This is a genomic window from Variovorax paradoxus, assembly GCF_009755665.1.
Lineage (GTDB): Bacteria > Pseudomonadota > Gammaproteobacteria > Burkholderiales > Burkholderiaceae_C > Variovorax > Variovorax paradoxus_G.
The window spans coordinates 2,860,195-2,882,849 of the sequence record NZ_CP046622.1 but is presented as its reverse complement, the minus strand read 5'-3'; the positions used below and the strand labels follow the sequence as shown (position 1 = coordinate 2,882,849).

Annotated in this window: 20 protein-coding genes; 9 read left to right on the top strand and 11 right to left on the bottom strand. The window is 66.6% G+C overall.

The annotated features are described in order from the left end of the window. Positions 1-6: 6 nt before the first annotated feature. The 6 genes from GOQ09_RS13320 to mltG all read right to left on the bottom strand — a co-directional run bounded on the left by GOQ09_RS13320 (position 7) and on the right by mltG (position 4,693). Positions 7-684, bottom strand: a complete 678-nt coding sequence (locus GOQ09_RS13320; protein WP_157613838.1) for an ankyrin repeat domain-containing protein — start codon at positions 682-684, stop codon at positions 7-9. Further along, a complete protein-coding gene (locus GOQ09_RS13315; RefSeq protein ID WP_157613837.1) occupies positions 681-1,490 on the bottom strand; it encodes a TatD family hydrolase in 810 nt (269 codons plus the stop codon). Before GOQ09_RS13315 ends, GOQ09_RS13320 begins: the two co-directional genes overlap by 4 nt. Positions 1,491-1,609: 119 nt before the next feature. Beyond that, positions 1,610-1,987 (bottom strand): PilZ domain-containing protein, encoded by a 378-nt coding sequence (locus tag GOQ09_RS13310; protein WP_157613836.1) that lies wholly within the window; start codon positions 1,985-1,987, stop codon positions 1,610-1,612. Further along, positions 1,984-3,006 (bottom strand): DNA polymerase III subunit delta', encoded by a 1,023-nt coding sequence (locus GOQ09_RS13305; protein WP_157613835.1) that lies wholly within the window; start codon positions 3,004-3,006, stop codon positions 1,984-1,986. The genes GOQ09_RS13310 and GOQ09_RS13305 overlap by 4 nt, the downstream gene beginning before the upstream one ends. Continuing rightward, positions 3,003-3,662, bottom strand: coding sequence for a dTMP kinase (gene tmk, locus GOQ09_RS13300; protein ID WP_157613834.1), 660 nt, complete (start codon positions 3,660-3,662; stop codon positions 3,003-3,005). Before tmk ends, GOQ09_RS13305 begins: the two co-directional genes overlap by 4 nt. Continuing rightward, positions 3,659-4,693, bottom strand: a complete 1,035-nt coding sequence (mltG, locus tag GOQ09_RS13295) for an endolytic transglycosylase MltG (RefSeq protein WP_157613833.1) — start codon at positions 4,691-4,693, stop codon at positions 3,659-3,661. The genes tmk and mltG overlap by 4 nt, the downstream gene beginning before the upstream one ends. Before the next feature lie 131 nt (positions 4,694-4,824). On the opposite strand from mltG, the gene GOQ09_RS13290 reads away from it, so the two are divergent. Together GOQ09_RS13290 and GOQ09_RS13285 are read left to right on the top strand one after the other, a co-directional pair. Further along, the gene (locus GOQ09_RS13290; RefSeq protein WP_157613832.1) at positions 4,825-5,751 is read left to right on the top strand and encodes a YgfZ/GcvT domain-containing protein; all 927 of its coding nucleotides are present in this window, start codon (positions 4,825-4,827) and stop codon (positions 5,749-5,751) included. A gap of 147 nt (positions 5,752-5,898) precedes the next feature. Next, a complete protein-coding gene (locus GOQ09_RS13285) occupies positions 5,899-6,849 on the top strand; it encodes a hypothetical protein (RefSeq protein WP_157613831.1) in 951 nt (316 codons plus the stop codon). Here GOQ09_RS13285 and GOQ09_RS13280 read toward each other — a convergent pair. Together GOQ09_RS13280 and GOQ09_RS13275 are read right to left on the bottom strand one after the other, a co-directional pair. Further along, the gene (locus tag GOQ09_RS13280) at positions 6,843-7,724 is read right to left on the bottom strand and encodes a YbgC/FadM family acyl-CoA thioesterase (RefSeq protein WP_157613830.1); all 882 of its coding nucleotides are present in this window, start codon (positions 7,722-7,724) and stop codon (positions 6,843-6,845) included. The genes GOQ09_RS13285 and GOQ09_RS13280 overlap by 7 nt on opposite strands. Continuing rightward, a complete protein-coding gene (locus GOQ09_RS13275) occupies positions 7,721-8,686 on the bottom strand; it encodes an alpha/beta hydrolase (protein ID WP_157613829.1) in 966 nt (321 codons plus the stop codon). The genes GOQ09_RS13280 and GOQ09_RS13275 overlap by 4 nt, the downstream gene beginning before the upstream one ends. A 68-nt stretch (positions 8,687-8,754) precedes the next feature. On the opposite strand from GOQ09_RS13275, the gene GOQ09_RS13270 reads away from it, so the two are divergent. The 7 genes from GOQ09_RS13270 (at position 8,755) to GOQ09_RS13240 (ending at position 17,997) form a co-directional block, all read left to right on the top strand. Beyond that, positions 8,755-9,891 (top strand): iron-containing alcohol dehydrogenase, encoded by a 1,137-nt coding sequence (locus tag GOQ09_RS13270; RefSeq protein WP_157613828.1) that lies wholly within the window; start codon positions 8,755-8,757, stop codon positions 9,889-9,891. 417 nt (positions 9,892-10,308) lie between these two features. After that, positions 10,309-12,651 carry a type VI secretion system Vgr family protein gene (locus GOQ09_RS13265; RefSeq protein WP_157613827.1) on the top strand — a complete coding sequence of 781 codons (2,343 nt, stop codon included), beginning with the start codon at positions 10,309-10,311 and terminating at the stop codon, positions 12,649-12,651. Between the two features lie 3 nt (positions 12,652-12,654). Next, entirely contained in the window at positions 12,655-13,098 is a 444-nt protein-coding gene (locus GOQ09_RS13260; RefSeq protein ID WP_157613826.1) for a hypothetical protein, read from the top strand. A gap of 7 nt (positions 13,099-13,105) precedes the next feature. Further along, positions 13,106-15,754: a DUF2169 family type VI secretion system accessory protein gene (locus GOQ09_RS13255; RefSeq protein ID WP_157613825.1), complete on the top strand. Its 2,649-nt coding sequence runs from the start codon at positions 13,106-13,108 to the stop codon at positions 15,752-15,754. Further along, positions 15,751-16,863: a pentapeptide repeat-containing protein gene (locus GOQ09_RS13250; RefSeq protein ID WP_157613824.1), complete on the top strand. Its 1,113-nt coding sequence runs from the start codon at positions 15,751-15,753 to the stop codon at positions 16,861-16,863. The genes GOQ09_RS13255 and GOQ09_RS13250 overlap by 4 nt, the downstream gene beginning before the upstream one ends. Next, on the top strand, positions 16,860-17,594 hold the full coding sequence (locus GOQ09_RS13245) for a DUF3540 domain-containing protein (protein WP_157613823.1): 735 nt from the start codon (positions 16,860-16,862) through the stop codon (positions 17,592-17,594). Before GOQ09_RS13250 ends, GOQ09_RS13245 begins: the two co-directional genes overlap by 4 nt. A 16-nt stretch (positions 17,595-17,610) precedes the next feature. Next, a complete protein-coding gene (locus GOQ09_RS13240; protein ID WP_157613822.1) occupies positions 17,611-17,997 on the top strand; it encodes a DUF4150 domain-containing protein in 387 nt (128 codons plus the stop codon). Positions 17,998-18,013: 16 nt separating this feature from the next. Here GOQ09_RS13240 and GOQ09_RS13235 read toward each other — a convergent pair whose 3' ends face one another. The 3 genes from GOQ09_RS13235 to GOQ09_RS13225 form a co-directional block, all read right to left on the bottom strand. Further along, positions 18,014-18,997: a tripartite tricarboxylate transporter substrate binding protein gene (locus GOQ09_RS13235; RefSeq protein ID WP_157613821.1), complete on the bottom strand. Its 984-nt coding sequence runs from the start codon at positions 18,995-18,997 to the stop codon at positions 18,014-18,016. Between the two features lie 90 nt (positions 18,998-19,087). Continuing rightward, on the bottom strand, positions 19,088-20,161 hold the full coding sequence (locus GOQ09_RS13230) for a patatin-like phospholipase family protein (protein WP_157616691.1): 1,074 nt from the start codon (positions 20,159-20,161) through the stop codon (positions 19,088-19,090). Positions 20,162-20,201: 40 nt separating this feature from the next. Further along, entirely contained in the window at positions 20,202-22,577 is a 2,376-nt protein-coding gene (locus GOQ09_RS13225) for a Tex family protein (RefSeq protein ID WP_157613820.1), read from the bottom strand. Positions 22,578-22,655 lie beyond the last annotated feature (78 nt).

Genomic DNA, 22,655 nt, shown 5'->3' with positions numbered 1-22,655 from the left:
CGGAACTCACCATTTACCGTCTTTGGGAATCGCTTGAGGGCTCGGCTTTGCGCCAGCCGCAGCCGTGATGAGTTGTGCGGCTTCCGGCCGATTGGCCTTGGCCGCAAAGTCGACGGCGGTCATGCCAAGCTGGTTCTTCATCGTGGTGTCCGCGCCTTCGGCCAGCAGCAGCTTCACGGCTTCGGTCGATCCGTACATCGCGGCCATCATGAGCGGCGTGGTGCCGTTCGGCGACTGCGCATCGATGAAGGCGTAGTTGTCGAGCAGCACTTTCATGATGCTCAGCTGGCCGCTGCTGGCGGCATAGTGCAGCGGCGTCCAGCCGGGCTTGTTGACGGCGGCGTCGCGCTTGAGCAGCTGGGCGACGATGTCCTGCTGGCCCTTGATGGCGGCCAGCATCAGTGGGGTTTCGTCCTTGGCGTTGGCAATGTCGACGTCGGTTTGCGGCGACTCGAGCAGCACCTGGGCGACCTTGGGCGACGGTTCGCGCAGGGCGATGATCAAGCCGGTCTGGCCGTGTTCGTCGCGCGTGTTGGGGTCGAAGCCGCGCTGCAGCAGGGTTCGCACGCCGCTGGCATTGTCTCCGCGCACGGCCCGAAAAAAATCTTCGAACGAACCCGCATGCGCAGAAAAAGTTGCTGCAACGACAGCTAGATACGCAAACTTCTTAATGTATTTCTTCATTTGGTTTTGACTCCCTTGAACAGCGCTTCGAAGTTCTCGCTGGTGGATTCTGCGACTGCTTCGACGGGCAGTTTGCGCAGGTCGGCGATCTGCTTCGCAACGTACGGCACGTACGACGGATTGTTGGTCTTGCCGCGATACGGCACGGGTGCCAGATAGGGGCTGTCGGTTTCAATCAGCATCCGGTCCAGCGGTACGAAGGCCGCCACATCGCGCAGGTCCTGCGCCTTCTTGAAGGTCAGGATGCCTGAAAACGAAATATAGAAACCCAGGTCGAGCGCCGCACGGGCGACTTCGGCGGTTTCGGTAAAGCAATGGAACACGCCGCCTGCGGCCCTGCCGGAGCCGTCTTCGCCCTCCTCCTTCAGGATGGCCAGCGTATCGGCCGAGGCTTCGCGGGTGTGAATGACCAGCGGCATGCGGGTTTGCTGGGCGGCGCGAATGTGCACGCGAAAGCGGTCGCGTTGCCATTCCATGTCCGAAATGCTGCGACCGCCCTTGCGCTCTTCCATCTGGTAGTAGTCGAGGCCGGTTTCGCCGATGGCCACTACCTTGGGCAAGGCGGCACGGCGAACCAGGTCGTCGAGGGTGGGTTCGGCGATGTCCTCGTTGTCGGGGTGCACGCCCACGCTGGCCCAGAAGTTGTCGTAGCGGGCCGCCAGGGCCTGTACGTCATCGAACTCTTCCAGCTTGGTGCAGATGCACAGGGCCCGGTCGACCTGCGCTTCGGCCATGGCGGCGCGGATTTGCGGCATCTGGTCCGCGAATTCGGGGAATGTGAGGTGGCAGTGGGAATCGGTAAACATGGCGCTGATTGTCTGGCTGATGCCAGGGACACCGAGGAACCGGCTTTGCCGGGCCTCTGGTGCCGCCCTCAGGAGGGAGCTGGCGTAGCGACGCGAAGTGCGCGCAGCCTGGGGGGAGCCTAGATAGTCTGTGTGGGACGGTCGGAGGCCATCGAGCCACCGAGCGCCGCCTCGATGCGCGCCTTGAGCTGGCGCGACTTTTCGTCGGACGGAAAGCGGACGCCGACACCCGGCGCCCTGTTGCCGGCGGCGCGCTGCGGTGTGATCCACGCAACCTTGCCGGCCACGGGATAGCGCTGCGGGTCTTCAGGCAGCGTCAGCAGCACGTAGACGTCGTCGCCCAGCCGGTATTCGCGCGAGGTCGGAATGAAGATGCCGCCTTCGGCAAACAGCGGAATGTAGGCGGCGTAGAGCGCACCCTTTTCCTTGATGGCGAGCTGGATCACGCTCGGCCGTTGAGGCGTTGCGGCGGCGGCAGGGGCGGCTGGTTGGTTCATGGTCGGCGAGGAGCAGAGTTTAGGGTGGTTCGCGCCTCGCTCACAAGCGCTTCCAGCATGAGCCCCGCATTGAAAGGGTGTTCGGCGGTTCTTGCCGCATGGGCAAGCGACTTGGACCAGCGCGCCAGCGCCAGGTGCGAAGGCACCGCTGCCGGCAGGTCTGCCGCCTCGAAGAATCGGGGTTCGGCACCGCTGCCAACGGCCATCAGGTCGTGGCAGAGCTTTTGCAGCGCACCGATGGCTTGTGAGGGCGCCTGGTCCGCCAGCGCGGCGACGTCGCCGCGCAACACTGCCTTGGGCAGCAGCGACCAGGCCTTGGGCGACTGGCCGGAGCGCGCGAGCCGCAGCGCGTCGCTGGGCCGGCCGCCGGCCGCACGCAGCAAGGCCGTTGCGTCGGCCGCGGGCACGTCGTGGGCGCCCAGCCAGGCTTCGGCTTCGGCCGTTGCGGGCCATGGCAGCGTAAAGCCGAGGCAGCGGCTGCGAATGGTCGGCAGCAGTTGCCATGCCGCCTCGCTGGCCAGCACAAAGCGAACGTCGCCGACCGGCTCTTCGAGCGTCTTGAGCAGTGCGTTGGCGGTGATGGTGTTCATGCGCTCGGCGGGGTAAACCAGCACCACCTTGCCGCGGCCGCGGGCGCTGGTGCGCTGGGCAAAGCCGACCGCGTCGCGCATGGCCTCGACGCGGATCTCTCGGCTGGGCTTGCGCTTCTTGTCGTCGATGTCGGCCTGGGCTTTTTCGTCGAGTGGCCAGCCGAGTTCCTGCATGGCGACCTCGGGCATCAGCACGCAAAGGTCGGCATGGGTTCGAACCTCGATGGCGTGGCAGCTGGGGCATTGGCCGCAGGCGGTGCCGCCCTCTTCCACCTTGGGCTGTTCGCAAAGCCAGGCAGCGGCGAGCGCCAGCGCGAGTTCGTATTGGCCAAGGCCCGACGGCCCCTGCAGCAGCCAGGCATGGCCGCGCTGGCGCAGCAGCTCTGCGAGCGGCCGGCGGAGCCAGGGCGAAAGCTGCGGCGTGCTCATCGCGTGACTCCAGTCGCGGGTGTCAGCGCGCCACGCGCGACAAGCGCCGTTTCGACTTGCTGCCAGACCTGGTCGCGCGTCTGGCTGGCGTCGATGCGAACGAAGCGCTGCGCATCGGCGGCCGCACGGGCCGCGTAGCCCGCCGCCACACGCCGGAAGAACTCGACCGGCTGGGCTTCGAACTTGTCGGGCAAGCGTGCTCCGGCCAGCCGCTCGGCCGCAATTTCGGGCGTCAGGTCGAACCACAGCGTGATGTGGGGCTGCAGCAACCCTGCCGCTCCCCTGCCCCCTTGCACCCATTGCTCCAGCGTGGACAGCACCTGCGCATCGAAGCCGCGGCCCGCGCCCTGGTAGGCGAAGGTGGCGTCGGTGAAGCGGTCGCACAGCACCACGTCGCCGCGGGCCAGCGCTGGCTCTATCACCCGCGTGACGTGATCCCGCCGCGCCGCAAACACCAGCAGCGACTCGGTCAGCGGGTCCATCGGCTGCTCGAGGATGAGCCCGCGCAAGGTTTCCGCCAGCGGCGTGCCGCCGGGTTCGCGCGTGCGGACGACCGTGCGGCCCTGCGCTTTCAGGAGCGCTTCCATCGCGTCCAGATGGCTGGACTTGCCCGCGCCGTCGATTCCCTCGAGCGTGAGAAACAGGCCTTCGCTCATTGCGCAACCTTCGGTTTGGGTTCGCCATTGCTGCCACCGCCCCCGCGCTGGTAACGGTTGACCGCGCGGTTGTGCTCGTCGAGCGAGGTGCTGAACTGGCTTGTGCCATCGCCGCGCGAGACAAAGTACAGCGATTTGCTTTGCGCCGGCTGCACCGCAGCCAGCAGCGCGGCCTTGCCCGGCATGGCAATGGGCGTGGGCGGCAGGCCGCCGCGGGTGTAGGTGTTCCAGGGCGTGTCGGCCTGCAGATCTTTCTTGCGCAGATTGCCGTCGAAGGTGGTGCCCAGGCCGTAGATGACGGTCGGGTCGGTTTGCAGCGGCATGCCAGTGCGCAGGCGGTTGACGAACACGGCCGCAATCTCGGAGCGGTCTTTGGCCTTGCCTGTCTCCTTCTCGACAATACTCGCCAAAATAAGCGCCTCATCAGCCGTTTTGATCGGCAAATCGGCCGCCCGGGCTGCCCAGGCGGCTTCGAGCTTCTTGTCCATGGCCCGCATGGCACGCTGCAGCAGCGCGATGTCGGTGGAGCCCTTCGAATAGGTGTAGGTGTCCGGAAAAAAGCGCCCTTCCGGGTGCACGCCGGGCCTGCCGAGCTTGGCCATCAGCGCGTCGTCTGGCAGGCCGACGGTCTCGGGCTTGAGCTGCTCGGCCTTGGCAAGGGCGGCGCGCACCTGCCGGAAGTTCCAGCCTTCGACGAGCACCAGACTGCGCGTGGCTTCTTCGCCGCGCACCAGCACGTTGAGCAGCATCTTGGGCGTGATGCCGCGCTCCAACTCGTAGCTGCCGGCGCGAATCTGGCGGTCCTGCCCAGAAAGGCGGAACCACAGATAAAGCAGCTGCGGCTGCACGTCGGCGCCGGCATCGGCCACCGCCTGCGCCACGCCGCGCGGCGTGGTGCCCGGTTCCACGGAAAGATCGAGGCTGGGCGCGGGCAGCTTGAGCGGCTGGTGCACCCACCACAGTCCGGCGGCGCCAAGGCCGAGCGCACCCAGTGCGGCAAGCAGAAAGAGCGTAAGAAAGAAGCGGCGCACGGGTCCGATGGAATGACAGGAAGAGGAAAAACGAATCGGGGATTCGGTGCGAAAAGTCGGTGGCCCTGCGGGAACAACGGCAAGTTTCCCTGCAAGCCGGACGGATCGGCTTCGACCATGATAATTCAGCGATGACTACTGTCGTTCTCAATGGTGTTACCGCCCTCTCGCACCTTGGCGTGATTCGCGCCGAAGGACCGGATGCGGCCGGCTTCCTGCACGGCCAGCTCACGCAGGATTTTTCGCTGCTCGGCGCCACCGAGGCTCGCCTGGCCGCCCTTTGCACCGCCAAGGGCCGCGTGATTGCCAGCTTCATAGGTATTCGGCCGCAGCCCGACCTGGTGCTGCTGGTCTGCAGCAAGGACATTCTGGCCGCCACGCTCAAGCGCCTGTCGATGTACGTGCTGCGCGCCAAGGCCAAGCTCACCGATGCCACGGACCAGTTCGCCCTGTACGGTCTCGCCGGCACCGCATTGACGGGCAACGGCCTCGATGCCGCCGCCCTGCCCGGCCAGCGCACGGCCATCGGCACGGATATCAGCTCCGTTTCGCTCTATCCGGCCGACGGCGTGCCGCGCGCTCTGTGGATTGCCCCCGCCGGCAACCCCGCCCCCGCCGGACCGTCGCTCGACGCGGAGCTATGGCAGTGGAGCGAGGTTCGCAGCGGCATCGTGACGGTGACCACTCCGGTGATCGAGGCCTTCGTGCCGCAGATGATCAACTATGAATCGGTCGGCGGCGTCAATTTCAAGAAGGGCTGCTACCCGGGCCAGGAGATCGTGGCGCGCAGCCAGTTTCGCGGCACGCTGAAGCGCCGCACCTACCTTGTGCAGGCCGATGCGCCGGTGAACGCGGGCCAGGAAGTGTTTGCCGCCAGCGACGCCGATCAGCCCGTGGGCACCGTGGCGCAGGCCGCGCCGGCCCCCGGCGGCGGCTGGGCCGCGCTGATCTCCATCCAGATATCGGCGCTCGAAACCGGCGGCCTGCACGCGGGCGGCGCCGACGGCCCGGCGCTCACGGTCGAGCCGCTGCCGTATCCGCTGCTCGAAGACATCTAGCCTTGCCGCCAACCCCGGCGTCCCTGAAAACGGACGCCCGGCGCTGCTTCGAAAGAGGCGGCGCTATTTTTTTGCGCGCGTTTAACCCTGCCTTCGGTGCTGCTCCGTAGAAGCCCTACCGATCCACTCCCGGCAAGGAAGACCACCATGAAGCGCAGACTCATCTTCTCGGCAGCCCTCGCATTGGCCGCCCTCTCGGCCTGTGCCGAAAGCCCGATACGGCCGCATTCACCGCCTTTGACATACGAGCGCCTCGGCTCGCTCATGCAGGTGAGCGTGGTCGATCGCGCCACGGGCCGCGAGTTGCCCATCTACCGCCATCGCGGTGAATACTGGGTGGCTGGCCGGCCCGGCTCGCGCTACGCGATTCGCGCGCGCAATGCGATGGGCGAGCGTGTAATGGCGGTGATGTCGGTCGATGGCGTGAACATCGTCACCGGCGAAACCGCGGGCGTGCTGCAGAACGGCTACGTTTTTTCAAGCGGCGAACGAAGCGACATCACCGGCTGGCGCAAGAGCGATTCGCAGATTGCGGCCTTCGAATTCACGTCGATCGGCAACTCGTACGCGAGCCGCACCGGCCGGCCGGCCGACGTGGGGGTGATCGGCGTCGCGCTGTTCCGCGAGCGGGTGCCTGTGCCGGCCGCACCTCCCATCGTGTTGCCGCAACGAGACGGCTACGGCAGCAACCGCGAGATGGAGCGCCGCAGCGAGGCGCCGTCCGCCGCTGCGGAAGCCGCGCCGGCCGCACCTGCGGAAGCCGCGCCGGCCGCACCTGCGGCACAGTCCCGCTCCGCCGACAGCGTGCTGGGCGCCGAATCGGCCGCATCGGCCAAGGGCGGGCTGGCCCGGCCCTCGCCAAGCCTGGGAACCGGCCACGGCCGGCGAGAGACATCGCATGTGGGGCACACCACCTTCGAGCGCGCGCAATCCACGCCCGACGAAGTGGTCCGCATTCGCTACGACAGCCGCGAGAACCTCATCGCGGCCGGCGTCATTCCCGTGCCGCCTCCGCCGCGCTGGCCGCGTCCCGAAGGTCCGTCCGCCTTTCCGGGTTCGGAGATGGGCTATGTGCCCGACCCGCCGGCCCGCTATTGATTCAGCGTGCGCCGCATCTCGATGTGCGGGATGCCGGCTTCCTCGAAGGGCTCGCCATGCACGGTGTAGCCCAGCCGCGCATAGAAGCGCTCGGCGCTGCGCTGGGCGTGCAGGCCGATTTCGCGATCGCCGCGCGCCCTGGCGGCCTCCTCCAGGGCGTGCATCACCGCGGCGCCGTGTCCGCCGCTGCGCAGCGCCCGGTGCACGGCCATGCGGCCGAGCATCGCCGTGCCGTCGACGGCATCGAGCAGCCGGCCGGTCGCAATGACCTGGCCGAGCCGGTTGCGCGCCACCGCATGCAGCACCACCGCATCGTGCTCGTCCCATTCCAGTTCCTTGGGAATGTTCTGCTCCTCGATGAAGACTGCGCGCCGCAACGCACTTGCCCCTTCGCCCAGGGTTTTCCAGTCGCCGGTTTCCACGCTGCGCATCGGCTCGCCGGCCTCGAAACCCGTCAGAATTTCGCGCAACACAGGCGGCACCGGTTTGGAGGTCTGCGTGGCCGGGTCTGCAAACACATAGACCAGTTCGCAGCCCACCAGGTACTGGTCCTGCCGGAACAGCGCGCCCTGGAAAACCATGGACGAATTACCGATGCGCGCGCACTTCATGCCCACGTCGATCACGTCGTCCATGCGGGCGGAAGCTTGAAAGTCGACCGTGGCCTTGCGCACATACAGGTCACCGCCCAGCGCATGCATTGCCTCTTCGTAAGGCAGCGCAAGCGCGCGCCAGTAGTCGGCAATGGCGGTGTCGAAGTACATCAGGTAGTGCGCGTTGAACACGATCTTCTGCATGTCGACCTCGGCCCAGCGCACGCGCAGGCGATGGAAGAAACGGAAGTCTTTTCTCTGGGGTACGGTTTCTTGGCTCATGGCTTCAGTGCTTCTTTGAGTGCGCGGGCCGCATCGTCCTGCGCCTGCAGCGCTTCAGGAATGGCGCGGCCCATTTTCAAAAATTCGTGGATCACGCCGCGATAGATTTCGAGATCGACCGCCACGCCCGCGGCACGCAGCTTGTCGGCATAGGCAATGCCTTCGTCCACCACCGGGTCGCATTCGGCCAGCCCGATCCAGGCTGGCGCCACGCCATCGACATCGTCCGCCAGAAGCGGCGCAAAGCGCCAGTCGTCGCGGTCGGCCGGCGTGCGCACATACTGGCCGAAAAAGAAGTCGATCAGCGCCTTGGTCAGCAACGGTCCGTTGGCGTACATCTGGTGCGAAGGAGTGTCCTGGTGCCCGGTGGTGCCTGGGTAGATCAGCATCTGCAGCGCGAGCGGCAGGCCCGCGTCGCGCGCAAGAATGGCGCACACCGCGGCCAGCGTGCCGCCGGCGCTGTCGCCGCCCACTGCAAGGCGGCTGGCGTCGAGACCGAGGCGCGCGCCTTCTTTCGCAACAAAGGCGAAGGCGTCCCAGGCGTCATCGGAGGCGGTCGGAAACTTGTGCGCGGGCGCCAGCCGGTAGTCGACCGACACCACCGCGCAGCCGCTCTTCAGGCTGAGCACGCGGCAGAGCGTGTCGTGCGTGCGGATGTTGCCGACGGTGAAGCCGCCGCCATGAAAGTACACCAGCACCGGCAGCCTGGCCGACGAAGGCGCGTAGAGCCGGGCCGGAATCTCGAAGCCGTCGCGCGCGGTAATGCTGAAGTCTTCGGTGCGCGTGAGGTCCGGCTTAGGCACCTCGAGCACGCCGGCGCCCTTTTCATAGGAAGCCTTGGCCTCGTCGGGCGTGAGCTGGTCCAGGCTCGGATGGCCCGCCCGGGCCATGCGTTCGACCACGCTCGCCATCTTGGCCGTCAGCAATGTGCCCGACGCGACAGCGGCAAGGGTTTTGTTCATGTGCAAGACTGATTGCTCTTGTTAGATTCGAATGGTCGGCAATCGTACCGCCCCAAGTATCAACGCCCATGGCCCTCATCCAATACCTCACCCAGATCCAGTTCGAGTTCGGCGCCATCAAGCTGCTGTCCAGCGAATGCGCGCGCATAGGCATCACCCGCCCGCTGATCGTGACCGACGCGGGCGTGCGCGCCGCCGGCGTGCTGCAGAAGGCGCTCGACGCCGTCGCCGATCTCGAGGTGGCGGTGTTCGACCAGACGCCCTCCAACCCGACGGAGGCGGCCGTTCGCGCGGCCGTCGAGCTGTACCGCAGCCGCCGGTGCGACGGGCTCATTGCCGTGGGCGGCGGCTCCGCCATCGACTGCGCCAAGGGCGTGGCCATCGCGGCCACGCACGAAGGCCCGCTCAAGACCTACGCCACCATCGAAGGCGGCTCACCCAAGATCACCGAGCGCGTGGTGCCGATCATTGCGGTGCCCACCACCAGCGGCACGGGCAGCGAGGTGGCGCGCGGCGCCATCGTCATCGTGGACGACCACCGCAAGCTCGGCTTTCACAGCTGGTTCCTCATGCCCAAGGCGGCCATCTGCGACCCCGAGCTCACGCTCGGCCTGCCGCCCCGCCTCACGGCCGCGACCGGCATGGATGCCATTGCGCATTGCATGGAAACCTTCATGTCGGCGGCCTTCAATCCGCCGGCCGACGGCATCGGGCTCGACGGGCTGGAGCGTGCCTGGCTGCACATCGAGCGCGCCACCAAGGACGGCAGCGACCGCGACGCGCGACTGAATCTGATGAGTGCCTCGATGCAAGGCGCGATGGCTTTCCAGAAAGGCCTGGGTTGCGTGCATTCGCTGAGCCACAGCCTCGGCGGCGTCGATCCGCGTCTGCACCACGGCACGCTCAACGCCCTCTTCTTGCCCGCGGTGATCCACTTCAATGCGGGTGCCGAGTCGGTGCAGAAAGAGCAGCGGCTGCAGCGCATGGCCCGGGCCATGCACCTCGATTCGGCCGGCGACCTGGCCGACGCTATCCGCGACATGAATGCGCGGCTGGGCATGCCCAAGGGCCTGGCCGAAGTGGGCGTGACGCCCGAAATGTTCGAGAAGATCATCGACGGTGCGATGGCAGACCATTGCCACAAGACCAATCCTCGGCTCGCTACGCGCGACGACTACAAGGCGATGCTCGAAGCGTCGATGTAGGCTGATTGTTTGGGCCGCTGCTGTTCAGGGCGACGCACCCGCCGACGGGGTACCTTTCTCCGCGAATGTCCCCCGGGGCTGCGCCCCTCCTCCTTTATTTCGCTGCGCAAGGCACCCCATCGACGGGTGCGTTGCACAGAGCCGTCGTTGACCAGCGGTGCACCAGCAGCGCGTCCACGTGCACAGGGCGCCGGGTGCTCCGCGCAGCGAAATAAAGGAGGAGGCCGAAGGCCGGGGGACATTCGCGGAGGGGAGTACCCGGTGGCCTGTGTACGCGCCCCGAACAGCAGCCCCCAGCAGCGACCCCGAAAAACAGTGCCCCAAACAGCCACGTCATGTATATGACATAAGGAATTTCTAGACTGCCAACCGAAGGCTTTGCATCCGAACAAGCCCCAAGGGCGAGGGAATTTCCGAATGACGCGTACCGTCCAGGTCCACACCGTACTCAGCGCTGAGCAGCTCAGGTTTCGCGCCATGCGCGGACAGGAAGCACTGTCGCAGTTGTTCGAGTTCGAGGTCGACATGGTCAGTCCGAGCTTCAACCTCGACCTGAAGAAACTGCTTGGTACTTCTCTCACTATCGAGGTAACCGACGGCGGCGCGCCGCGATTTCTCAACGGCACTGTGGTGCGCTTCGAATTGGTGGGCCGCGCCAATGAAACCGGCCGCCACTACGTGTACCGCGCATTGGTGCAGCCCTGGCTTTGGTACCTCACGCGCACCACCGACTGCCGTATTTTCCAGAACAAGAGCGTGCCCGAAGTGCTCGACGAAGTGCTGGGCAAATATGGCTTCGAGTTTGAGAAGCGCCTGACGGGCAGCTACCGCCCTTGGGAATACTGCGTTCAGTATCAGGAAAGCGACTTTGCTTTTGTGAGCCGCCTCATGGAGCACGAAGGCATCGCGTATCACTTCGAGCACGCCAGCAACTCGCACCTGCTCGTGCTGGCCGACGATACCGGCGGCTACCGCAAGCTTCCGGGCTACCCCACCATTCCCTATCGTCCGCGTGATCGCGTGCTTCATGCGATGGAGCCCTGCATCGACCAGTGGCGTGTGGCCGAGCAGATCACTTCGGGCCGCGTGATGCTCGACGATTTCGATTTCAAGAAGTCGCGCGCGTCGCTGCAAAGCGTGCGGCAAGACCCCAAGGGCCACGACCATTCGACCTACGAAGTCTATGAATGGTTGGGCGGCTACAGCGAGCACCAGCAGGGTGACACCTACGCCAAGATCCGCCTGCAGGAGCTGCAGTGCGCACACGAGCTTGCCGCGGGCCACACCAACGTGGTCGGCATGGCGCCGGGCTATCTGTTCGAGATGACGCATTGCCCGCGTGAGTCGGACAACCGTGAATACCTGGTCACCGAAACCCGCTACGACCTGCAAGAGCCTGAATACTCCACCGGTGGTGGAACGGAATCGGTCTGCCAGTTCGACTTCACGGTGCTGCCTTCGAACGTGCCCTACCGGCCTGCACGGAAAACGCCCAAGCCGCGCACCAACGGCCCGCAAACCGCCACAGTCGTCGGCCCGGAAGAAATATGGACCGACCGTTTCGGCCGCGTGAAGCTGCAGTTCCGCTGGGACCGCTACGGCCAGTCGGACGAAAACAGCTCCTGCTGGGTGCGGGTGTCGAGCAACTGGGCCGGCGCCAACTACGGCACCATGCACATGCCGCGCGTGGGCCAGGAAGTGATCGTCGATTTCATCGGCGGCGAGCCCGACCGCCCCATCATCACCGGGCGCGTGTACAACAACGACCAGATGCCGCCGTGGGAGTTGCCCGCAAACGCCACGGCCAGCGGCATTCTCACGCGCTCGAGCACGGGCGGCGCGGCCAACCAGGCCAACATGCTGCGCTTCGAAGACCGCAGCGGCGCCGAGCAGATCCTGCTGCACGCCGAGCGCAACCTCGACGTGGAAGTGGAAGCCGACGAAACGCACACCACCGACGGCACGCGCACCACACTCATCAAGGGCCATGAATCGGCCACCTACAAGAGCGGCGAAACGCGCGACATCACCGCGGGCGCGAAAGAAACCATTGCCGGCGGCGACACGCGCGACGTGACGGGCGGCTTCAGCGAAACGGTCAGCGGCGGCGTCACGCAGACCATTTCGGGCGGCAAGAAGCGCACGCTCAGCGGCGGGCTGAACGACACGATCTCGGGCGGCGTCAACCTTGCGATCACCGGCGGCTTCCACGGCACCATCGACGGAAAGGAGATCCGCTTTGTGAGCGGCGGACGCAACGACACCATCGACACGTCGAACACCGTGCTGGTCAACGGGCCCTCGAACACCACGGTGACCGGCCCGACGGTGCACACCTCCCCGGATGTGACCTTCAACACGACGAACCACATCCACAACACGACGCAGCACGTCATCAACACCAGCGTCTACAACACGACGTCGAACACCTACAACAACCTGACGGTCAACTACACCAACAACTCCGTCTCCTACACCAACAACTACTCCAAGAGCAGCGACTGGAGGTGGTTCCGCCTGGGCGGCACCGGCCTGAACATGGACGTTTCGGGCATTTCGCTGGGCGTGGTGGCCGTGCGTTCGATGGCCATCGGCGTGCAGGCGCAGGCCATCGGCGTGAAGCTGGAGGCTGTGGGCGCGGAGTGGAAGAACAAGGCAATGTCGCTGGGGGATGCCGGTGCGCTCATCCAGCTCGTGGGCACGGAGATCAAGACGGGCGGCCTGCGCGCCGGCATCCAGGCGCTCAAGATCCTGCTCTGAAGCGTGGAAAACGTGCTCGATATCGTGTTGTGGGGGGTGTTCGGCATCGTCAGCCTGGGCGTGATCGTGCTCGCCGCAATCGTGCTCGCGGTGGCGCTGATGAGCCATCGCGCCTATGCCGAGGAAGGCCGGCTGTGGCAGCAGCTAGAGGCCAGCGGGCGTCCGCTGCAGGGCGTTGCGGTTTCCCTGGTGCGCTCGCCCAGCGGCTACTCCCGGCGCGGGCCCATCGGGCAGCGCATGACGGCCGTGCAGTTGGGCGTCGCCTACGTCGATGCCGACGGCATCGAGCAGCAGGCCACCTTGCGCACGCTCATCGACAAGGACCTGCTGGCCCATTTTTCCGCCGGCCGGCCCGACATTCATCTGCTGCAGGACCCGCAAGACCCTTCGCGACTGGCCATCGACCGCAGGCACACCCCGCTGGAGATCCGCGGCGCAAGGCGCTGATCTCGCCGTGAAAACCATCAAACCCCTGCGCCTGAGCGTTCTTACGCGACCCTTCCTGCGCGCGCAAAGCCAGCGTCTCGCACTCACCGTGATCGGCATGCACACCCTCGGCGAAGGGGGCGTGCTGCTGCCGGAGACGGAGCTCTGGAAGACCGTCTCTGCCGAACTGGGAAACCAGTCCGCAATCGATCTCGGCATTCCCAAGCTGCGGCCCGAATTCCTGGTGAGCGGCCAGGCCTACACCTGCCACCAGCAGGACAAGACACGCTGCGCGGTCGACCTGCGCGTCGGGACCTTGCGACGCCAGTTCCTCGTTTCGGGCGACCGCTACTGGCTGGATGGCCGCGCCACCGAGCCGCAGGCTTTCGACACCATGCGCCTGGACTGGCGACACGCGTTCGGTGGCCCCGGCTTTGCCGCCAACCCCGCGGGCATAGGGATTGCACCCGAGATGGTCAATGGCCTGCTGGTGCAGCGGCTTCCCAACGTCGAACGCCCGGGCGATGGCATGGACCGCCCCGACCGCAGGCCGGTCCCGGCCTGCCCGGCTGCGATGGACGTCGATCTGCCCGAACGCCTGAAGCTGCTGGGAACCGACTATGGCGACCAGTGGCGCGAGACGCTTTACCCCGGCTTTGCGCGCGACATGGACTGGCAGTTCTTCAACGCCGCGGCTCCGGAACAACGCTGGAACGACGAACTGTCCATTCCCGCAGCCGCGCCCTACGAGATCTGGAACATGCACCCAGAGCACGCGGTGCTGCGCGGAAGGCTTCCGGATCTGCGCGCACGCGGCTTCGTGGCGAGAAAGTCTGCGCGGCCCCTTGGGCTGGAAGAGGTGCCGCTGCGGCTGACCACCGCCTGGTTCTTCCCGCACATGGCGCAGGTCATGCTGATCTTTCACGGCGAGACGCTCATCGCCGAGGACGATGCCGCGGACATCACGCATGTCATGCCGGCGATGGAGGCGGCAGACAGCCCGCTGCGCCCCCTCTCCCATTACGAGAAGGTCTTCGAGAATCGCTGCAACCTCGAGAAAGGCGCGATCCATGCGCTTCTCGACGAGGAACTGCTGCCGGTCTCGGCCATCGGCCCCTGGCTGGACCAGATCGACGCGCGCGAATCGATCCTGGCAAGGAACATCAAGGACAAGGGCGAGCGCCTGCGCGCCGAACTGACGGCGCGCGGCCTGGAGGCCGGCCACAAGGCGCGCCATTTCCGGGAACGGCCCCTGCCGAAGCCTTTCGACAAGATGCCCACGCTGGCCGAACTGCCCGAGTTCATCGACAAGACACGCGCCTATCAGCGCGAACAGGAACGCAAGCTGGAGGAAGCCAGGCAGGAGGTCGCGAAGGCCGCCCGGGACAACGCATCCGAATCGCGCAAGGCGGGCTTCGACAGCAGCCGGATCACCGACGAGGAAAGCCGGAACGCGCAGCTCAAGGGCCCGCCGAAATTCGAGGCCGAGACGATCGTCAAGGGCCTGGCCGGCATTGCCGCGGCCACGGGCACTCCGGCCATGAGCGCCGCCGAGCACACCGAGCTGCAGGCCCTCGGGCAGCGGGGCCGGCAGAACATGCTGACGCTGTACCGCATGGCGGCCCACCACCAGGCCGCTGCCGATCCGATGGCTGCCGAACAGAATGCGCAGACGCGCGAACGCGTGCTCGCCGCCATGGCCGCGGACCGCGATCTGTCCGCCATGGATCTGACGGGCTGCGACCTGTCGGGCCTCGATCTGCGGGGCGCCCGCATGCACCAGACCTTGCTCGAAGGCGCCCGCCTCCAAGGCACCCGCCTGGATGGCGCCGACTTGAGCCAATCGGTGCTGGTGCGCGCCGACCTGCGCCAGGCCTCGTTGACAGGCTGCAACCTGGAGCGCGCCAACCTCAGCCTCGCGCGCTGCGAAAACACCAACTTCGCGCAGGCCCGCTTCGAGCGCACGCAGATGGAAAAGCTGCGCCTCGACGGCTGCTGTCTCGACGAAGCGAGGTGGAGCCATCTGTTGCTGCAGGGGATTGAACTCGCGGATTGCAGCCTGCGGCGCGCCGACCTCCGCTACGTGAGCATGGCCGAACACTGCCGGCTGGTGCGCTGCGACTTCGGCGGGGCACGCCTGGAAAAAGTGCTGTTCGTGGAGGCTGAATTCGAGTCGGTGGATTTTTCCGGCGCCACCGTCGAGGCCTGCAGCTGGGCCCACACTCCGATGCACAACGGCATCCGGTTTCGGCTTGCCCTGCTCAAGACCACCAGCTTCGTCGGCACCACGGATCTTCGCGAGGCCGACTTCGAGGATGCCACGCTCGTGCATTGCACCCTGCGCGAACTGCCTCTCGATAGCGCGAACTTCAGGCGGGCTACGCTCGATACCTGCGATTTCTCCTCCACGTCGCTCAAGGGCGCGGACCTGCGCGCGGCGGCGGCGCCCGACAGCCTCTTCATCCGCGCCGATTTCACGCGTGCCTCCCTGCGGCTCGCCAACCTCATGAATGCCAACCTTCAGAAGGCCTGCCTGGTCGATGCCGATCTGGGCGAGGCCAACCTGTTCCGTGCCGACGTCTCCCAGATCCTCATCACCCCCGGCACGATCACCCTGGGTGCCCACATCGACCAGATGAAGACACTGCCCCGGCGCCGCGAGGCGGGCGGCGCGTGAACGCCGAGACGCTGGCAGCCCAGGTCCGCAACGGCGAGCCGATCCGCGAGAAGGACTTCAGCAACATGGACATGAGGGGCATCGACCTGCGCGGCGGCGTGTTCAGCGAATGCAGCTTCCGGGGCGTTCAGGCCGATGCCGCGCGCGTGGGCGAATCCCTCTTCGAGAAATGCCGCTTCGACCAGGCGCAGTTGCCGGCGGCGGAACTGACGCGCGCCGCCTTCCACGAGTGCAGCCTGCAGGATGCGGTGCTGGACGCGGCCTCCATGCCGCATTCGGTGTTCAGCGGCTGCACGCTGCGGGGCATTCGGCTGGAAGAGGCCTTCATGGACCAGGCGAACTTCCATCAAAGCGAGCTGCGCAACGCCTGCCTGGACCGTGCCAGCCTCGACAAAGCCGTGTTCTCCGAGTGCGACTTGACGGGCGCGTCCTTCAATGCGGTGGCCTTCTCGTCCACCATCTTCTTTCGCGCAGCGCTGGCGGGCACGCGCTACGCCGGAGCCAGCTTCACGAACGCGATTTTCAGCGAGGCGGATCTTGCGGGGCAGGACTTCTCCGGGCAGCAGTTCCACCTCTGCCAGTTCATCGATGCGGCGCTGACGGCGTGCCGATTCCGCGATGCGCGCCTCACGCAGTGCAACTTCAAGGGTGCCGACCTGCGCAATGCGGTGCTGGCAGGGGCGCAGGCCATGCAGTGCCTGTTTCCCGAGGCCGACCTGCGCGGCGTCGATGGGCGGCGCGGCCACTTCCAGCAGAGCATCTGGATCGACGCCCATCTCGACGGCGCGGACTTCTCGCAGGCGCAGCTCGAGCAAGGCGTCTTCCATCGCGCGCACTGCGGGCAGACCGCATTCGCCGGCAGCCGCCTGGACTACGCCGATTTTTCCTACGCCTCGCTGGTCCAGGCCGACTTCCGCGACGCCGCTTTCCTGCGCACCGTGTTTCACCGCGCCGACCTGGACGGCGCCAGGTTCAGTACCCGCATCGGTACGTTGGACCGGGACCCTGCGCTGTATGACGCCGAGAAGGTGGCGCTCCAGCGACCCGAGCGCCCGTCCCGCCTGGACCGCGACATCCATGGCCGCCGCCCCAAGAAAGAAAGCCCATGACCTCCACCCGGACCACCGCCGGCGACACGATCGCCACTGCACGCCATGCAACCCAAGGCGTGCTGGATCCGCTGATGCAGCGCCCTTCGCATGCGGCCCGCGCGGACTCCGGCACGCGGACCGCCACGGTGATAGCAAGCGATGGCGATCCCTGGTTCGAGGTCGACCTCGACGACGGCCAGGGATCGCTGCGCTGCCGGCGCGTCGCCAGTTGCCTGCTGCTGCCTGCGCCGGGCGATACGGTGCTGATCACCTCGACCCGCCAGGGCGACAGCTTCGTCATCGCGGTGGTCGTCCAGGCCGACCCGCGGCAGGCGACCCTGGCCGTGGACGGCGACCTGACGCTGGTGTCGCGCTCGGGTGGCATCCGCGCGCGCAGTGCCGGCCCGATGGCGCTGGAGTCGGACACCTCGATCGCCATGCAGTCGCCCGAGTGGCGCGCGCAGGCCGGACGGGCCCATTGCGAGATCGGGGAGATGGACTACCAGGGCGCTCGCATCCGCTTCAGCGTGCTGGTGTCGCGCTTCGTCGGGCGCACCTGCGAGGTGGTGCTGGATCGCCTCAACCTGCTCACCCGCTCGAGCTTCCGGCTGACCGAGGAGATGGAACAGGTGCGTGCCGGCCAGATCGACATTCAGGCCGAGCAGACCCTGCGCCTGCATTCGAACAACACGCTGCTGACCAGCAACGGGCTGGTCAAGGTCGATGCCGAGCAGATCCACATGGGCTGAAAAAAAGGAGCACCGCATGTTCGCCAACTGCCAGATGATGGGCCTCGATCTCGCCTTTCCCGACGTCTGCAAGACGCCGCCGGCGCTGCCCATTCCCTACCCGAACTTCGCGCTCGGACCCACGGCCATCCCCAACGCATGGAACATCCTTTATGGCGGCACGCCGGCGCACAACCTGGCCACCACCACGCCCATCACCAACGGCGACAACGCCGGCGTGCTGATGGGCGTTGTGTCGCAGACAGTGATGGGGCCTTCGCGCCACATCACCGGCGCCTTTACCGTGCTGCTCAAGGGTACGCCCTGCACGCGCATGACCAGCCTGTCGGTGCAGAACCGCTGCAACATCGTCGGCATGCGGATCGTGCCGAGCCAGTTCAAGGTGCTGGTGCTGGCGGCCTGAGGCTTTCTTCGCTCGCCTATTCCGCCTTCACGCCGGCGGTGCGGATCACCTTGGCCCACTTCGCGGTCTCGGCGGTGATGAAGGCATCGAACTCCTCCGGCGTGCTGCCTGCCGGAATCGTGCCCATGGCATCGAGCTTGGCGCGCGTCTCGTCGCTCTTGATCACGCGCGCCACCTCTTCGGACATGCGCTTGACGATGTCGCGCGGCGTGCCAGCGGGTGCGAGCATGCCGGCCCAGGTGCTGCCGGTGAAGCCCGCAAAACCCTGCTCGATGAAGGTGGGCACGTCGGGGGCGGCGGCCAGGCGCTTGTCTCCGGCCACGCCGATGAGCCGCACCTTGCCCGCCTTGGCCTGGTTGATGAGGCCCGTGGGCGCGTCGAAGAACAGCTGGATCTGGCCGCCCATCAAATCCGTGAGGGCGGGTACCGCGCCGCGGTAGGGAATGTGGATCATGTAGGTCTGCGTGAGCGACTTCCACAGTTCGGTCGTCAGGTGCGCGGCCGAGCCGTTGCCCGACGAGCCGAAGCTCACCTTGCCCGGGTTGGCGCGCGCGTAGTCGATGAGTTCGCGCGCGGTCTTGAACGGCGCATCGATGTTCACCGCCGCCAGCAGCGGCGACACGCCCATCAGCGAAACACCGCTCAGGTCCTTCTTCGGGTCATACGGCAGCTTGGGGTACAGCGTGGTGTTGGCCGCATAGGCCGCAATGACGACGCCGAAAGTGGTGCCGTCGGGTGCGGCCTTGGCGATCGCATCGACGCCGATCAGGCTGTTGGCACCGGGCTTGTTGTCGACGAGCACCGGCTGGCCGAGCCGCGCCTGCAGGCCCACCTGCACCAACCGCGCCATCTGGTCGGTAAAGCCGCCCGGTGTGTACGGCACGATGATGCGGATCGGCTTGTTGGGCCAGGCGCTTTGCGCCAGCGTCGGCATCGGGATGGTGGCGGCCGCTGCGGCGGCTAGCGTGAATCGGCGGCGTGAAATCGGGGCCTGCTGCATGAGGGGCGGCTTTCTCTTGAAAGAGTGAGCTGGCCATTCTCGAAGGCGCTGCGCGCCCGCAGCCTCAGGGTTTGCCCCGGCGAAACGTTTTCACAGCGGCAGCAGGTCTTGCGTGCGGCCGGTTGAAAGCCACGCCTCGAACTCATCCGACAGCCGCTGCGCTTCGCGAGTCGCCCTGCTCCAGGCGCCGATGCGCGCCTGCGCGTCGTTCGCAAAACGAATGAAGTCCTTGCGGTCGGGCAGCTTGCCGTTGGGCAGCGAGCGCACCCAGTCGGCGTCGGGCGCGAGCACCACCATGCGATCAAGAAAGCCGGTGGACTTGTGCCGCCAGCGCAGGCCCTTGTCGAGCCAGCCCGGCACCACGGCCTGTTGGAAATGCGGGTACAGCACGATGCCTTCGTCGGCAGGCTGGTAGTCCAGGTGCAGGTGGTAGTCGGTAATGCCGCCGTCCCAATACGCGCCGCGCGGCGCGCCCGGAATGTCGTGCACGGCAGCAAGCAGGAAAGGAATCGAGCACGATGCCTGCAGCACCATGTTGAAGTTCTCTTCGCTCAGCGCGTGCTGCCGCGTGCGAAAGTCCCTGGTGCCGAAAGGCAGGGCCGCGCCGGGCGTGGAGAACACGCAGCGCTCCAGCCATGCGCCCAGGCTCTTGCGGTGCAGGCTGTTGGTGGCAAAGGCGCCCAGGTAGCCGAAGGGCGTGCGCGCCCTGCCCTCGCGCCCGAGGATGTGGCGGCCGCGCGAGGTCACCACATGGAGCTTGTAGCGCGAGTGGTTGAGCACCTCGCCGATCCGCCCGCCGTAGAAGTCGTGCAGGCTCTCGGCAAACCGCGCGCTCAGCTGGTCGGGGCTGAGGCGCTTCTGTCCCGGCGGCACGTCGAACTGCTGGCGCACATAGTCGTACTCGAAGCGCTCGAAGGCCTTCTGCGGATCGGACAGGCAGGCCGTCGAAAGCCGCCATGCACCGATCGACGCGCCCACCAGGTGCACCGGCTGGCTCGACTGCGTGAGCCAGCGCCCGAAGATGAAGCGGTCGAGCGGGCCGAGGATCAGCCCCTTGGGGCCGCCCGCCGCACCGGGAATGGTGCGCACGTCCTGCGGTCGCAGGCCGTGTTCTTCGATGTGCTTGCGGGCCGCGGGGCCGGCATAGATGCGCAGTGCCTTCATCGTCATGCCGGCTGCATCAGCAAGAACCGTGCGGCACGGCTTACTTGCGCAGCCCCTGCAGCTTGGCGAACGCGCTGGCCATCTGGCCCGCGGGTTGCGGCGCGCTGTCGCGGCGCGAACCCTGCTGCTGGCCGCGTCCCGCGCCTTCGAAGCGGTTGTCGCGCGGGCCGTCGCGGCGGGCTGGGGCCGCATCGAGCTTCATCGAGAGGCCGATGCGCTTGCGCGCCACGTCCACTTCCATCACCTTGACCTTGACGATGTCGCCGGTCTTCACCACTTCGCGCGCATCGTTCACGAACTTGTGGCTCAGCTGGCTCACGTGCACCAGGCCGTCCTGGTGCACGCCCAGGTCGATGAAGGCGCCGAACTGCGCCACGTTGCTCACGGTGCCTTCGAGGATCATGCCTTCCTTCAGGTCGGCAATGTCGTCCACGCCGTCGTTGAAGCGCGCCACCTTGAAGTCGGGGCGCGGGTCGCGGCCCGGCTTTTCGAGTTCGCCGAGGATGTCCTTCACCGTGATGACGCCGAACTTCTCGTTGGCGAACAGCTCGGGCTTGAGCGTCTTGAGCATCTCGGCGCGGCCCATCAACTCGGCGATCGGCTTGCCGGTCTTCACGATGATCTGCTCCACCACCGGATAGGTCTCGGGGTGCACGCCGGTAATGTCGAGCGGATCGGCGCCGTCGCGAATCCGCAGAAAGCCCGCGCTCTGCTCGAAAGCCTTGGGGCCGAAGCCGGTCACGTCGAGCAGCTGCTTGCGCGTGGAGAACGCACCGTTCGATTCGCGCCAGCGCACCACCGCCTTGGCCACGCTGGCCGACAGGCCCGACACGCGGCTGAGCAGCGGCACGCTTGCGGTGTTGAGGTCCACGCCCACCGAGTTCACGCAGTCTTCCACCACGGCCTGCAGCGTGCGCGCCAGTTCGCTCTGGTTCACGTCGTGCTGGTACTGGCCCACGCCGATGCTCTTCGGGTCGATCTTCACGAGCTCGGCCAGCGGGTCTTGCAGGCGGCGCGCAATGCTGGCGGCGCCGCGCAGGCTCACGTCCACATCGGGCATTTCCTGCGAGGCGAATTCGCTGGCCGAATACACGGAGGCTCCGGCTTCGCTCACCACCACCTTGTCGACCTTCATCTCGGGTGCGCCGGCTTGCGCGGCCATCTTGGCTAGCAGCTTGATGAGGTCGGCGGCCAGCTTGTCCGTCTCGCGGCTCGCGGTACCGTTGCCAATGGCGATCAGGTTCACGCCATGCTTGGCGCAGAGCTTGCCGAGCGTGTGCAGCGAGCCTTCCCAGTCCTTGCGCGGTTCGTGCGGGAACACGGTGGCGGTTTCGACCAGCTTGCCGGTGGCGTCGACCACGGCCACCTTCACGCCGGTGCGAATGCCCGGGTCCAGGCCCATCACCACGCGCGGGCCCGCGGGAGCGGCCAGCAGCAGGTCGCGCAGGTTGTCGGCGAACACCTTGATGGCGACCTTCTCGGCGTCTTCGCGCAGGCGGGTGAACAGGTCGCGCTCGGTCGAGAGCGCGAGCTTCACGCGCCAGGTCCAGGCCACGCACTTGCGGATCAGGTCGTCGGCCGGGCGGCCTGCGTGGCTCCAGCCCAGGTGCAATGCGATCCGGCCTTCGGCAATGCTGGGCTTGCCCGGCTCGGGCTCCACCGGCAGCACCAGCTTGGCGTCGAGGATGTCGAGCGCGCGGCCGCGAAACACGGCCAGCGCGCGGTGCGAAGGCACGCGGCCGATCGGCTCGTCGTAGTCGAAGTAGTCGCGAAACTTGGCGACGTCGGCGTTGTTCTCGTCCTTGCCTGCCATGAGGGTGGACTTGAGGAGGCCCTCGGCCCACAGCCATTCGCGCAGGCCCTGCACCAGGGCCGCATCTTCGGCCCAGCGCTCCGAAAGAATGTCGCGCACCCCGTCGAGCACGGCCGGCACGGTCGAAAAATCGGGGCCGGGCTTGCCGTCGTCGAGCGTCGTGGCCGGCTGCAGGAAGGCCTTTGCCTCCAGAGCTGGGTCGAGCGTCGGGTCGGCCAGCAGCTTGTCCGCCAGCGGCTCGATGCCGAACTCGCGCGCAATCTGGCCCTTGGTTCGGCGCTTCTGCTTGAATGGCAGGTACAGGTCTTCGAGCTCCTGCTTGGTCGGCGCGAATTCGATGGCGGCGCGCAATTCGGGCGTGAGCTTGCCCTGCTCGTCGATGCTCTTGATGACTGCGGCGCGGCGGTCTTCGAGTTCGCGCAGGTAGGCCAGGCGCGCTTCGAGTTCGCGCAGCTGGATGTCGTCGAGGCCGTCCGTGACCTCCTTGCGGTAACGGGCAATGAACGGAACCGTGGCACCGCCATCGAGCAGTTCGATGGCCGCCTTCACCTGGTGCTCGCCTACCTTGATCTCGGCGGCAAGCTGGCGAATGATTTTCTGCATTTCTGAATGACGTCCCTGTCACGCACGGCCGGCTGGGCCGACGGTGCTTGGCGAATAAAGCGCTGAAGTTTGCCATAG